At 70.5% G+C, this 13,424-nt stretch carries 12 protein-coding genes and 1 riboswitch; of the genes, 10 read left to right on the top strand and 2 right to left on the bottom strand.

Going from position 1 to position 13,424, the window contains the following annotated elements; genetic code table 11:
- Positions 1-40: 40 nt before the first annotated feature.
- Entirely contained in the window at positions 41-1,159 is a 1,119-nt protein-coding gene (gene gcvT / locus ACFYST_RS27725) for a glycine cleavage system aminomethyltransferase GcvT (RefSeq protein ID WP_387866200.1), read from the bottom strand.
- Positions 1,160-1,308: 149 nt separating this feature from the next.
- Positions 1,309-1,413, bottom strand: a riboswitch (glycine riboswitch).
- Positions 1,414-1,551: 138 nt separating this feature from the next.
- Between gcvT and ACFYST_RS27720 the strand changes: the two genes are divergently transcribed.
- From ACFYST_RS27720 to ACFYST_RS27675, 10 genes are all read left to right on the top strand, one after another.
- Positions 1,552-2,319, top strand: a complete 768-nt coding sequence (locus tag ACFYST_RS27720; protein ID WP_387866198.1) for an enhanced serine sensitivity protein SseB — start codon at positions 1,552-1,554, stop codon at positions 2,317-2,319.
- Between the two features lie 119 nt (positions 2,320-2,438).
- Positions 2,439-3,263 (top strand): enhanced serine sensitivity protein SseB C-terminal domain-containing protein, encoded by an 825-nt coding sequence (locus ACFYST_RS27715; RefSeq protein WP_387866195.1) that lies wholly within the window; start codon positions 2,439-2,441, stop codon positions 3,261-3,263.
- A 547-nt stretch (positions 3,264-3,810) separates the two neighbouring features.
- Positions 3,811-4,809, top strand: coding sequence for an ABC transporter permease (locus ACFYST_RS27710; protein WP_387866192.1), 999 nt, complete (start codon positions 3,811-3,813; stop codon positions 4,807-4,809).
- 28 nt (positions 4,810-4,837) lie between these two features.
- Complete coding sequence (locus ACFYST_RS27705; RefSeq protein ID WP_387866190.1) at positions 4,838-6,604, top strand: ABC transporter substrate-binding protein; 1,767 nt, start codon at positions 4,838-4,840, stop codon at positions 6,602-6,604.
- Between the two features lie 120 nt (positions 6,605-6,724).
- Positions 6,725-7,723 carry an ABC transporter permease gene (locus ACFYST_RS27700; RefSeq protein WP_387866189.1) on the top strand — a complete coding sequence of 333 codons (999 nt, stop codon included), beginning with the start codon at positions 6,725-6,727 and terminating at the stop codon, positions 7,721-7,723.
- Positions 7,720-8,784: an ABC transporter ATP-binding protein gene (locus ACFYST_RS27695; RefSeq protein WP_387866187.1), complete on the top strand. Its 1,065-nt coding sequence runs from the start codon at positions 7,720-7,722 to the stop codon at positions 8,782-8,784. The genes ACFYST_RS27700 and ACFYST_RS27695 overlap by 4 nt, the downstream gene beginning before the upstream one ends.
- A gap of 28 nt (positions 8,785-8,812) precedes the next feature.
- Positions 8,813-9,859, top strand: a complete 1,047-nt coding sequence (locus tag ACFYST_RS27690) for an ABC transporter ATP-binding protein (protein WP_387637093.1) — start codon at positions 8,813-8,815, stop codon at positions 9,857-9,859.
- A gap of 149 nt (positions 9,860-10,008) precedes the next feature.
- Positions 10,009-10,917, top strand: coding sequence for a DUF6891 domain-containing protein (locus ACFYST_RS27685; protein ID WP_387866185.1), 909 nt, complete (start codon positions 10,009-10,011; stop codon positions 10,915-10,917).
- Positions 10,918-11,039: 122 nt separating this feature from the next.
- Entirely contained in the window at positions 11,040-11,819 is a 780-nt protein-coding gene (locus ACFYST_RS27680; protein ID WP_387637089.1) for a ferritin-like domain-containing protein, read from the top strand.
- Positions 11,820-11,849: 30 nt separating this feature from the next.
- Positions 11,850-12,524, top strand: a complete 675-nt coding sequence (locus ACFYST_RS27675; protein WP_387637086.1) for a trimeric intracellular cation channel family protein — start codon at positions 11,850-11,852, stop codon at positions 12,522-12,524.
- 64 nt (positions 12,525-12,588) lie between these two features.
- On the opposite strand, the gene ACFYST_RS27670 is transcribed toward ACFYST_RS27675, so the two are convergent.
- A complete protein-coding gene (locus tag ACFYST_RS27670; RefSeq protein WP_387637084.1) occupies positions 12,589-13,410 on the bottom strand; it encodes an IclR family transcriptional regulator in 822 nt (273 codons plus the stop codon).
- Positions 13,411-13,424 lie beyond the last annotated feature (14 nt).

The following is a 13,424-nucleotide window of genomic DNA, read 5'->3' as shown; positions in this document are numbered from 1 at the left end:
AAACGACTGCTGGGACAGCAGGTGAAGGGCTGAGCGAAGGTCAGCGGGCGCGCTTGTAGAACGGCAGCGCGACGACCTGGACCGGCTCGGCCTTGCCGCGCACGTCCACCGCGACGGTGCTGCCCGGCTCGGCGTGCGCGGCGTCCACGTACGCGATGGCGATCGGCTTGCCCAGGGTCGGGGACGGCGAACCGGAGGTGATCCGGCCGATCACGGCGCCCTCGGCGTCCACCACGGAGTACTCGGCGCGCGGGACGCGGCGGCCCTCGGAGACCAGGCCGACCAGCTTGCGCGGCGCCTTGGCCTCGGCCGCGGCGGCGGCCTCCTCCAGCGCCTTGCGGCCGACGAACTCACCGTTGTTGGTGGTCTTGTCGAAGCGCACCACCCGGCCGAGGCCGGCGTCGAACGGGGTCAGCTCGGTGGACAGCTCGTGCCCGTACAGCGGCATGCCGGCCTCCAGGCGCAGCGTGTCGCGGCAGGACAGGCCGCACGGGACCAGGCCCTCGGCGGTGCCGGCCTCGGTCAGCGCCGTCCACAGGTGCTCGGCGTCGGCGGGGGCGCAGAAGACCTCGAAGCCGTCCTCGCCGGTGTAGCCGGTGCGGGCCAGCCAGACCTGACGGCCCGCCACGGTGGCGGGCAGCAGCGCGTAGTACTTGAGGCCGGGCAGGTCGGCGTCGGTGAGCTTGGCCAGGATGCCGTTGGCCTCCGGGCCCTGGACGGCGAGCAGCGCGTAGGCGTCGCGGTCGTCGCGGACGGTGGCGTCGAAGCCGGCCGCGCGCTCGGTCAGGGCGTCCAGCACCACCTGGGCGTTGGAGGCGTTGGCGACGACCAGGTACTCGTTCTCCGCGGTGCGGTAGACGATCAGGTCGTCCAGGATGCCGCCGTCCTCGCGGCAGATCATGGTGTAGCGGGCGCGCAGCACGCCGAGCGCGGAGATGAAGCCGACCAGCGCGTGGTCGAGCAGCTCGCCGGCCTGCGGGCCGGAGACGGTGATCTCGCCCATGTGCGACAGGTCGAACAGGCCGGCCTTGGTGCGGACCGCGAGGTGCTCCTCGCGCTCGCTGCCGTAGCGCAGCGGCATGTCCCAGCCCGCGAAGTCGGTCATGGTGGCGCCGAGCGAGCGGTGCAGCGCGTCGAGTGCGGTGAGGCGGAGGGACACGGCAGGACTCCCGGGATCTGGAAACGGGCAGGCTGGGGCGAACCTCCCCGTCTGTCGTCGAACCTGAGAGCTTCACCGCCATCCGAAAGGATGGCGGTTTGCACCGTGGGTGGGCGCACGGCACGGCCGTGTCCACTTTCCAGATCTGCCTCGCCCGGGCGGTTAGGGGGCCTGAGAGATTCCGGGGAGGACTTGCTCCTTCGGCGCCGGTCGCGACCTGGTGACGGTCGTTCCGGCTCTCCCGCGCGGGTTCGAGCGGCCGGTATGAAGTTTGGGCGGGCCCATCATGGCATGCCGGGACCCGCTGGTGGGAGTGGGGTTCGGCGGCGGCCGCCGCGGGGGACCCGTGCGCGCCGCTAACCTGATCGCAACCGTGAGTGTGGAGGGGCGAGATGAGCATCCCGCTGGGGCAGGTTCCGGAAGGCGGGAGCTGGCCGGCCAACGAGCTGGAGCAGGTGCTGATGGCGGCCCTGGGCGATCCGGGGGCGACACCCCGGGTGATCGAGGTGCTGGCCCGCAGCCAGGTGTGGATCCCGCTGCCGTCGGGCGCCGATCCGCAGTCCGGCGAACTCGACCTGCCGACCCTCGAACTGGCGGGCGCGCCCTACGTGCCGGTGTACAGCTCGCAGGAGCTGTACCTGCGGCACGTGCCGGGCATCCCGTTCGCGATCGCCCCGATGTGGGAGTTCGCCCGGGGGCTGCCGCTGGGCATCGGCATCGCGGTCAACCCCGAGGCGCCGGTGGGCATCCCGGTGCCGCCGGAGGGCGTGGGTGAGCTGCGGCGAGGGCCGCGCGGCGACCAGTGGGAGGCGCAGGGCGTCACCGAGGGCGCCAGGGTGGCGCTCAAGGAACCCGAGCCGCACCAGGAGCCGCTCGCCTTCCTGGCCGCCGCGACCGGCGAACTCGCCGCGCTGCCGGGCGTGTTGACGGCCCGCCGGGCGCTGGCCCGGGTGGAGGGCGAGTCGACCCTGCTGTACGTCGGCGTCCAGCTGGACCCGGCGGCCCCCGCCGACCCCGGCGACGTCAATCTGGCGCTCGGCCGGGCACTCGGAACCGCGGCGCCGAGCTGGGGCGTCCACCTGGTGCTGCTCGACCTGGTCGCCGACCCGGTGGTGGACTGGATGCTGGGGCGGGTACAGCCCTTCTACGTCAGACCGTGAATCCACCGGATGTCCGGGACGGCGGCATGACGGTTGTCGGGCGCGCCCCATAGGGTTGCCCCGGCACACCGCCGCGCGGTGGACGGGTGGACGAGGGAAGTCGAGAAAGAGGCGACGACGTGACGGGAGCAGCCGACGACCCGGGCGCGATCGAGCGCGCCCTCGCAGCGGTCGCACCGGAGCGCTGGGAGGCGTACGAGGGGCTGTTGCGCGCCCTCGCGGGCGGGCAGGTCTGGATGCTGCTGTGGCACGGCAGCCCGGGCAGCCCGGACGCCCAGTACGGGAACATGGACGTCGGCGGGCACGGCTACGCGCCCTGCGTGACCTCCCCGGGGCAGCTGGCGGCCAGCGGCTGGGCGCGCGGCCACGAGGTGGTGTCGGGGCCGGAGATCGCCGGCTCCCTGTACCGCTCCCGCTGGGGCCTGTGGCTGGACCCGCACCGCCCGGGCGGCGGCATCGGCGTACCGTGGGCCGACCTGCGGCGGATCGCCGTCGGCCTGGACCGGTTGCCGGCCGGGCCGCTGCGGATCTCCGAACCGGCCGGGCAGGCACCGCAGTTCTTCGCCGTGCTGGAGCAACAGGCCGCCGAGGTGCGCCCGTTGCGCTCGCTGCGCCGGGCCTGGGTGCAACCGGTGCTGGGCGAGCCGTACTTGGCGATCGGTCTGGACCTGTACGACACCTCGCCGCCGGCCGTGGAGGCCGCCCGGGCGCTGGTGCAGCGGGCCGCCGCGCACGCCCCCGAGGGGCCGGCCGTGTCGACCGTGATGATGGCCGACGAGTTCGACCCGGTGGCGATGTGGCTGTGGGCCAACGCCCGCCCGTTCTTCGACCGGCAGGGCCCGCCGCAGTCCTACACCACCGGTTTCGGTTACGCAGCGCAACCGCCGGCCGGGCCCGCGCCGGGCTGGCCGCAGCCCCAGTGGCCGGGATATCCGGGTCGCTGACCCTACCGCGACAGAACGCCGGAAGACCCCCGTACGAACCTTCTTTCGAAGGTCGGCGGGGGTTTTTCGCTGTCCGGCCCTCTACGCGCGCCACCACGGCGTCACCTGGCGTTTCCCCGCCACTGGCGGGGTGTCGTCAGTGTGCCCCTTGACGTGTGAGTGACGGCTGTGTGAAGAGCGATATGCCAGCGCAACGAAAGTGCATGCGAGCAGATCACAGTTAGGCATCCTTCGCCATGGGGGTCTTCCGTACGGCACATCCCATGACAGAGAGTGCTGCCCAATGCGGAGCGCGAGACGATCCTCACGAAGGTGAACGTGCCGCCGCCACAGCATGAACCGCACGATGCGCATCTCCGTGCGGCAGCACCATGCGCGCCGGGGCACTCCGCCCGGCGTCGAACGGCACCACCCCGCAACGCCCTGCTTGCCAAACGCACTTCTGCACCGCCGCAACGGCACCCGGCACCACCGCAACCGCTCTGCCTTCCGCACCAAACGCGACTCCGTGGGCCGGCCACCGTCGGCGAGGGGAACGAACTGACTCATGACCACACCCACCGAGACCTCGGGTCCGCCGGCCGGCGCGCAGCCTGACGGCGCGTCAAACTCCGAGCCGGCCAAGAAGATCGAGGGTCGCTCGCCGGGCCGCATCGCCTGGGACCGCCTCAAGCGCGACAAGATCGCGCTGGCCGGCGGTGTCGTGGTGCTGCTCCTGGTGCTCGCGGCGATCTTCGCGCCGGTGCTGACCGCGCTGTTCGGCCACCCGGTCGACGAACCGCACCCGGACCAGATCAACCCTGACCTCGGCCTGCCCAAGGGCGCGTTCGGCGGCATCAGTGGCGACTTCCTGCTCGGCGTCGACCCGGTGTTCGGCCGCGACGTGTTCTCCCGCGTCCTCTACGGCGCGCAGATCTCGCTGCTGGTGGCGCTCGGCGCGGCCGTGCTGTCGGTCTGCATCGGCGTGGTCATGGGCGTCATGGCCGGCTACTTCGGCGGCTGGGTGGACGCGTTCATCAGCCGGATCATGGACATCCTGCTGGCCTTCCCGCAGCTGCTGTTCAGCATCGCGCTCGTGTCGGTGATGCCCACCACCGCGTTCGGCCTTTCGGACAAGTGGCTCCGCGTGGGCATCCTCGCGGTGGTCATCGGCTTCTTCGGCTGGCCCTACATCGGACGCATCGTCAGAGGCCAGGCCATGTCGCTGCGTGAGCGGGAGTTCGTCGACGCCGCCCGCAGCCTCGGTGCCGGCCGCGCCCACATCCTGTTCCGTGAACTTCTGCCCAACCTGGTGGCGCCGATCCTGGTCTACGCGACCCTGATCATCCCCACCAACATCCTCAGCGAGGCGGCACTCAGCTTCCTCGGGGCCGGCGTCCGCCCGCCCACCCCGTCGTGGGGCCAGATGCTCTCCGACGCGGTCCGGATCTACCAGGCGGATCCCACCTACATGGTGGTCCCCGGTATCGCCATCTTCATCACCGTGCTCGCCTTCAACCTGTTCGGCGACGGCCTGCGCGACGCGCTCGACCCCAAGGGCAACTGAGCCCGCAACCCTGGAGGTTCCCAAACCCATGAAGCGAAACAGGACGCTCGCGGTCGCAGCCCTCGCGGCCACCCTCGCCCTCACCGCCACCGCCTGCGGCGGCAGCAAGGGCGGCGACGGCGGCGGCGACAACAAGGGCAGCGGCGCGGGCTTCAACGCCGCGGTCGACAAGGTGGTGAACGCCTCGGACAAGAAGGGCGGCACCCTCAACATGTGGACCACCACCGACGTGGACTCGCTCGACCCCGGTCGCGCGTACTACGCCTCGGTGTGGAACTTCGAGCGCTTCTACACCCGCACCCTGCTGGCCTTCGACGGCAAGCCGGGCAAGGAAGGCCTGAAGCTGGTCCCCGACCTGGCCGCCGCCCAGCCGGAGATCTCCGCGGACGGCAAGACCTACACCTTCAAGATGAAGCCGGGCCTGAAGTTCGAGGACGGCTCGGTCATCACCTCGAAGGACATCAAGTACGGCATCGAGCGCATCTTCGCGCAGGACGTCATCTCGGGTGGCCCGACCTACCTGATCAACGAGCTCGACCAGGGCCAGAGCTACAAGGGCCCCTACACCGACACGGACCCGAACAAGCTGGGCCTGAAGTCGGTCACCACCCCGGACGACAACACCATCGTCTTCTCGCTGGCCAAGCCCAACTCGGACTTCCCGTACCTGCTGGCCATGGGCTCCGCCGCCCCGGTCCCGCAGAAGCTGGACACCGGCTCGCAGTACGGCCAGAAGCCGGTCTCCTCCGGCCCCTACAAGTTCAAGTCGGCCGAGGCCGGCAAGAGCTACGAGCTGGTCCGCAACGAGAACTGGGACCCGGCCTCCGACCCGTTCCGCAAGGCGCTGCCGGACGTCGTCAAGCTGACCGTCACCACCAACGCCGACGACATGGACACCCAGCTGCTGGCGAACACCGCCGACCTCGACTGGGCCCAGACCGGCCTGTCGCAGGCCGCGCAGGTCAAGGTCCTGCAGGACCAGGCGCTCAAGGCCAACACGGACGACCCGTACAACGGCTTCATCCGCTACATCAGCCTCGTCCCGGCGGTCGCCCCGTTCGACAACCAGCACTGCCGCAACGCGGTGCTGTACGCGGCCGACACCACCGCCCTGCAGACCGCCCGCGGTGGCTCGGTGGCCGGCTCGATCTACGGCTCGATGCTGCCCCCGAACATCCTCGGCTCGGACGACTACGACCCGTACAAGCTGACCCAGGGCAAGCCGAACGTCGAGAAGGCCAAGGAAGAGCTGAAGGCCTGCGGCAAGCCGGAAGGCTTCAAGACCAACATCGCGGTCCGTGGCAACAAGCCGAAGGAGGTCAACTCCGCGGTGGCGCTGCAGACCGCCCTCAAGGCCGTCAACATCGACGTCACGGTCCAGCAGTACGACGGCAAGCTGATCGCCTCCGAGATCGGCGCGCCCGACGTCGTCAAGGCCAAGAGCTACGGCCTGATCGTGATGGGCTGGGGCGCCGACTTCCCGACCGGCTCCGGCTACCTGCAGCCGCTGATGGACGGCCGCTTCATCCCGAGCAACGGCAACAGCAACTACTCCGAGATCAACGACCCGGAGATCAACAGCTGGTTCGACCAGGCCGCCGCGATGACCGACCCGGCCAAGGCCGCCGAGCTGTACAAGAAGATCAACCACAAGGTTATCGACGGCGGCTACTACCTGCCGATCGTCGCCGACAAGGCCCTGAACTGGCGCAACCCGCGCCTGACCAACGTCTACATCTCCGACGCGTTCGGCGAGGTGGACTTCCAGGCCCTCGGCGTCTCCGACGGCAAGTGACCTGACCTTCCCCCTTTAGTTCGCACCGCTAGTCCGAAGGGCAGGTGAAGGCCCTGCCCGGGCCGGCCGGGGGCACCCCCACAGGGGAACCCCGGCCGGCCCGTGGCAGGGCCGACCGCAGTGCTCGTGTATCTCTTCAGGCGACTGATCAACGTCGTCCTCATGCTGCTGGTGGTCGCTGCGGTGACCTTCGGCATCTTCTTCATGGTGCCCAAGCTCACCGGAACCGACCCCGCGATGCTCTACGTGGGCAAGATCGCGGACAAGGTGGCCATCGAGGGTATCCGCCACAAGATGGGCCTCGACAAGTCGATCATCGAACAGTTCTGGCTCTTCCTGAAGGGCATCGTCGTCGGCCGCGACTACAACGCCGGTACCGACGTCACCCACTGCTACGCCCCCTGCCTGGGCTACTCGTTCAAGACCGAGCGCGAAGTGTGGCCGGTGCTGCTCGACCGGGTCGGCGTGGACTTCTCGCTGGCCGCCGGCGCCTCGATCCTGTGGCTGGTGCTCGGCACCGCCACCGGCATCATCTCCGCGCTGCGCCGCGGCACCGCGCTGGACCGCATCTCGATGTCCGTCGCGCTGGCCGGCGTCTCGCTGCCGATGTACTTCACCGGCCTGGTCTCGCTCGCCGTCTTCGTGCACCAACTCGGCTGGTTCCCGAGCAAGTACACCGACTTCACGGACGATCCGGTGTCCTGGTTCCAGGGGCTGGTACTGCCCTGGATCACCCTGGCCTTCCTGTTCGCCGCGACCTACGCCCGACTCAGCCGGGCCACCCTGCTGGACGTGCTCGGTGAGGACTACATCCGCACCGCGCGCGCCAAGGGCCTCCGGGAACCCGTGGTCATCGGCAAGCACGCGCTGCGTTCCACGCTGACGCCGATCCTCACCATCTTCGGTATGGACCTCGGCGGCCTGCTCGGTGGCGCGGTGCTCACCGAGTCCACCTTCAACCTGCGCGGGCTCGGCTACGAGGCGGTCCAGTCGATCGCCTCCAGCGACCTGCCGGTGATCATGGGCGTGACGCTCTTCGCCGCGTTCTTCATCGTGATGGCCAATCTCCTGGTTGACCTGCTGTACGCCGTCGTCGATCCCCGGGTGAAGCTGGCATGAGCAACATGGACAAGCCCCTCCAGGCAGACAAGTCCTTCCTTTCGGTTCGCGACCTGAAGGTGCACTTCCCGACCGACGACGGACTGGTCAAGTCCGTCAACGGCCTGAGCTTCGACCTGGAGCGCGGGAAGACCCTCGGCATCGTCGGCGAGTCCGGCTCCGGAAAGTCCGTCACCTCGCTGTCGATCATGGGTCTGCACCGCACCGGCACCAAGCGCGGCGCCCCGCAGATCTCCGGCGAAATCTGGCTGGACGGCCAGGAGTTGGTCTCCGCCGACCCGGACGAGGTGCGCAAGCTCCGCGGCCACAAGATGGCGATGATCTTCCAGGACCCGCTGACCGCGATGCACCCGTACTACTCGGTCGGCGCCCAGATCATCGAGGGCTACCGGGCCCACCACCCCGGCACCTCCAAGAAGGTCGCCCGCACCCGGGCGATCGAGATGCTCGACCGGGTCGGCATCCCGCAGCCCGACAAGCGGGTCGACAACTACCCGCACGAGTTCTCCGGCGGTATGCGCCAGCGCGCCATGATCGCCATGGCCCTGGTCAACGACCCCTCGCTGCTGATCGCCGACGAGCCGACCACCGCCCTGGACGTCACCGTCCAGGCGCAGATCCTCGACCTGATCCGGGACCTGCAGAAGGAGTTCGGCTCCGCCGTCATCATCATCACGCACGACCTGGGCGTGGTCGCCGAGATCGCCGACGACATCCTGGTCATGTACGGCGGCAAGCCCGTCGAGCGCGGCCCCGCCGACACCATCTTCGAAGCCCCCGAGCACCCCTACACCTGGGGCCTGCTCGGCTCGATGCCCCGCCTCGACCGGGAGCTCCAGGACCGGCTGATCCCGGTCAAGGGCACCCCGCCGAGCCTGATCAACGTGCCGTCCGGCTGCGCGTTCCACCCGCGCTGCCCGTACGCCGAGCTCACCGGCGGCCGCTCCACCAGCGAGGTGCCCGTGCTGGCCGAGGCCGCCCCCCGGCACCTCGCCGCCTGCCACCTGCCGGTCGCCGAACGCCACCGGATCTTCACCGAAGAGATCGCGCCCCGGCTGTGAGCACGTACCACCCACTTGGAGACAACCGATGACGGACAGCCAGACGGCGGCCCCGCAGGCCGCGAAGGTGCCCGCCCAGGCACCCGGCCAGGACCGTGAACCCCTGCTGCGGGTCACCGGACTGACCCGGCACTTCCCGGTCACCAAGGGCCTGCTGAAGCGTCAGGTCGGCGCGGTGCGCGCGGTCGACGGCATCGACTTCGAGGTCATGCCCGGCGAGACGCTCGGCGTGGTCGGCGAGTCCGGCTGCGGCAAGTCCACCATGGGACGCCTGGTCACCCGACTCGACGAACCCACCGGCGGGAAGATCGAGTTCGAGGGCGCCGACATCACCCACCTGGGAGTCTCGGCGATGCGGCCCTACCGCCGCGACATCCAGATGATCTTCCAGGACCCGTACTCCTCGCTGAACCCCCGGCACACCATCGGCACCATCGTCGGTGCGCCGTTCCGGCTCCAGAACGTCCAGACCGAGCACGGCGTCAAGAAGGCCGTCCAGGACCTGCTGGAACTGTGCGGCCTCAGCCCCGAGCACTACAACCGCTACCCGCACGAATTCTCCGGCGGCCAGCGCCAGCGCATCGGCATCGCCCGCGCGCTCGCCCTCCGCCCGAAGATGATCGTCGCGGACGAGCCGGTCTCGGCGCTGGACGTCTCCATCCAGGCCCAGGTGGTCAACCTGCTGGACGACCTCCAGAAGGAACTCGGCCTGACCTACCTGATCATCGCGCACGACCTCTCGGTGGTCCGGCACGTCTCCGACCGGGTCGCCGTGATGTACCTCGGCAAGGTGGTGGAGATCGCCGACCGCGACTCCCTGTACGCCAAGCCGATGCACCCCTACACCAACGCCCTGATGTCCGCGGTGCCGGTTCCGGACCCGAAGCGCAAGGAGCGGCGCGAGCGGATCCTGCTCACCGGCGACGTCCCGTCGCCGCTCAACCCGCCGTCGGGGTGCCGGTTCCGCACCCGGTGCTGGAAGGCGCAGGACATTTGCGCGAGCCAGGAGCCCCCGCTCAGTGCTGCGCGGGCCGGGCACCAGGTGGCTTGCCACTTCCCGGAGAACGCCGAGTAGTTCGCTGTCCGAGGTCCGCCCGTGGAGGGGAGTTCCCTCCGCGGGCGGATCTTGCCGTTTACGGGGGGCGTTCGCGCGGTTCCGGGGGAACCCCCGGCGCCCCTGACCGGGCGCGGGAATTGACGGTGCCGGCTGGGAGGATGGCGGGCATGCTTGAGATTGCGGTGCGGGACCAGACGGATGCGGTCCGGGTGCGGGTGTCGGAGGGCGAACTCCTCGACATGGTGCGGGACATGGGGGAATGGCCGGACTCCGTCCTGGTGCTGCAACGGGTGCCCGACCTGCCGCACACGTATGCGCAGGCGTGTCCGGAGTACGGGGCGTGGACGGTGGAGTACCGGGCGGGGAGCCCTGCGCGGCACTACGGGACCCAGGTGGGCGACGTGGAGCAGGTCGCCGCGCTGCTGCTCGGGTGGGCACGGGAGGACGAAGGCTGGGGCGTCGGGGTCGCATGGGAGCGGATCGAGTTCGAAGTCCCGGAGCCCGCGCCGCTGGAGCTGTCCGCGCAGGACGAGGCGACCGTGGTCGACGAGGTCCGGCGGCTGCTGGTGGCGGGCTATGCGACCCGCGCGCAGGCGGCCGAGGTCGCGGAGGAGTGCCTGGTGGACAAGGACTCCCGTCCGGTGACGAAGGAGCAGGCGAAGCAGCTGGTCGACCGGATGTGGCTGGAGCGGGTCGCCGAGCAGCGGTCGTGGGTGGGGGAGACCGACCCGGAGCGGGTGGCCAAGGCGTTCGCCGCGCTGGAAGCGACCGGCATCACGGCGCGGGAGAACTTCACCTGTTGCCGCAATTGCGGCAACGGGGAGATCTGGGCGGAGAACCCGGAGGCGCGCGGCTTCGTGTACTTCCACTCCCAGTGCACCGAGGGCGTGGCGTCCGGTGGGGACCTGTGGCTGCTGTACGGCGGCTTCGACGACTCGGCGGACACCACGGCGGCGGTCGGCCGGGAGGTCGTCGCGGCGCTGGAGGAGTGCGGCCTGGGGGTGAGTTGGGACGGCAGCCCGGACGACGCGATCCGGGTCACCGGCCTGGACTGGCGGCGCCGGCTGGTCGGGTAGTCCGAGTCGGCACGGCTTTCGTTCGTCCGGCGCAGTGCGGGGCGTGAGCTGTTGCCCGGGTGGTGGGGGTGCCTTGAGCTGGACCGGAATGTTCCGGCTCCCGTGCGAGGGGTAGGTCCACCATGCTGTCGGCCCGCAGTCTGTTCCAGGAGATCCACGACGACGACCGGGCGTTCCGGCTGTTCTGCTCGATCGCGGCCAAGGGGGAGGACCAGGGCGGCTGGGAGAACGGCCGGATCGCCCGGCTGGTGCCCGACCAGGAGTTGGCACCGAAGGTGGCCCGGCACGGAGCGGACGAGGACAAGCACGGGCGGATCTTCAAGGCGCTGATGCACAAGCGGGGACTGGATCCGGCCGAAGTCCCGGACGAGACCGACTACACGATGATCCTGGAACGGCAGGGCATCGGCCTGGCGCACGCCCGGCTGCGCCGGGACGAGCCGTTGTCCGAGCAGGACGTGATCACGTACCTGGCGCACAGCCGGGTGACCGAGCAGCGGGCGTCCGAGCAGATGCGGATGCTGAAGCGGATCTTCGGCGAGCACCCCGAGGTGGGCCGGGCGGTGCGGATGATCTCCAACGACGAGGACAACCATCTGGCGTTCTGCCACGAGGAGTTGCTGCGGCTCGCGTACCGCGGGCACGGCCGGTCGATCCTGGACACCCTGCAGGACACCGCGCGGGCGGAGATCCGCACCTACCGGGACGTCAGCCTGGCGGTGATGGCGCACATGGGGGAGCTGCTGCGCTGGCCGCGGGCGAAGTCGGCGGCGCTGGCGGCGGGCATCCACACGGTGTACGGGTACGAACGGGCGGGCGGGTGGCGGCGGATGACCACGCTGCGGATGCCGGCCAAGCTGAACGCGCTGGGCGGGCCGGCGCCGCACGAGTCGTTCGCCTGACCGCCCGGCGAACGGCGCCGGTCGGTCGGCATGGACACTGACCAGGTGAGCTCCGAGATCTTCCCGCACGACGTCCAGCAGATCCTCGACCTGGTGGGCATCTTCGTCTTCGCACTGTCCGGCGGCCTGATGGCGGTCCGCAAGAACATGGACATCTTCGGCATCTGTGTCCTGGCCGAGGCCACCGCGCTCGGCGGCGGTGTGCTGCGGGACTTGATGATCGGGGCGCTGCCGGTGGCCGCGTTCACCAACGCCGGTTATTTCGCGACCCCGCTGGTGGCGGGGCTGGTGGTGTTCTTCCTGCACCCGGAGGTGGAGCGGATCACCCGGTCGGTGATGGTGCTGGACGCGGCGGGCCTCGGACTGTTCGCCGTCACCGGCACCATCAAGGCGCACGACTACGGGCTGGGCGCGGTCCCCTCGGTGGCCTGCGGGATGCTGACCGCGGCGGGCGGCGGCGTGGTGCGCGACGTGCTGGCGATGGAGCCGCCCTCGCTGCTGCGCTGGGACCGGGAGATCTACGCGGTGCCGGCGCTGGTCGGCGCGGCGATCACGGCGATCCTGATCGCCGTCGGCCAACTCACCCCGGTGAACGCCGCGCTGGCGGCGGTGGCCGCCTTCACGATGCGGCTGCTGGCGCTCAAGTACGGCTGGCGGGCGCCGCGGGCCTGGCACCGCAACGGTTCGCGGGCCGGTGAGGAGTAAGGCCCTCACGGGCGCCGCGGGCCTGGCACCGCAACGGTTCGCGGGCCGGTGAGGAGTAAGGCCCTCAGCTGCGTGCGGCGCGCACCTCGTGCTTGGCGCCGCAGCGGTTCTCGCACCAGCGGGGGGTGGGGGAGCCGCCGTAGGCCAGCGAGATCGCCTCGACCGTGCAGAGCAGTTCCGGCAGCAGTTTGCTGAGTTCGACGACCGAGGCGACCTGCACCGGGGCGGAGATCGAGCAGGCGGCGATCGCGGTGCCCTCGGTGCCGGCGATCGGGGCGGCGATGCAGTTCACCGACGGGTGGTACTCGGCCTGGTCGACGGCCCAGCCGCGCCGCCGCACCTCGACCAGCTCGGCCCGCAGTTGCTCCGGGTCGCTGATCGACTGCGGGGTGCGGGCCGGGAATTCGGCCTCGGCGAGGTAGGCGGTGAGCCGGTCGGCGGGCAGGTCGGCCAGCAGCACCTTGCCGGCCGCGGTGGCCGCGGCGGGGGCGCGCCGGCCGATCCGGCTGTCCTCGCCGAGCCAGCTGCGGCCGGGGTCCGGGTACTTGGCGTCCACCTTGTCCAGGTAGAGAACCTCGTCGCCCTCCAGGACCGACAGGTGGACGGTGTGCCCGTAGCGCTCGTTGAGCACCGCCAGGTAGGGGGCGGCGACCTGGCGGATGTCGATGCCCTCGAGGGCCTGGTGGGCGAGCGCGAACAGCCGGCCGCCGAGCCGGTAGCGGTGGTCGGACTGCCGGGTGACGAAGCCGTGTTCCTGCAGGGTGCGCAGCAGCCGCAGGGCGGTGGACTTGTGCACGCCGATCCGGGCGGCGGCCTGCTCCAGCGAGGCCGGGCCCTCGCCGAGCGAGGCCAGGATGGTCAGCGCGCGGTCGACCGTCTGGGACACGGCCCTCCCCCTCT

It is taken from the genome of Kitasatospora sp. NPDC004614, assembly GCF_042873675.1.
Lineage (GTDB): Bacteria > Actinomycetota > Actinomycetes > Streptomycetales > Streptomycetaceae > Kitasatospora.
The sequence above is the reverse complement of the archived record's forward strand: the minus strand, read 5'-3'. Positions and strand labels throughout refer to the sequence as shown.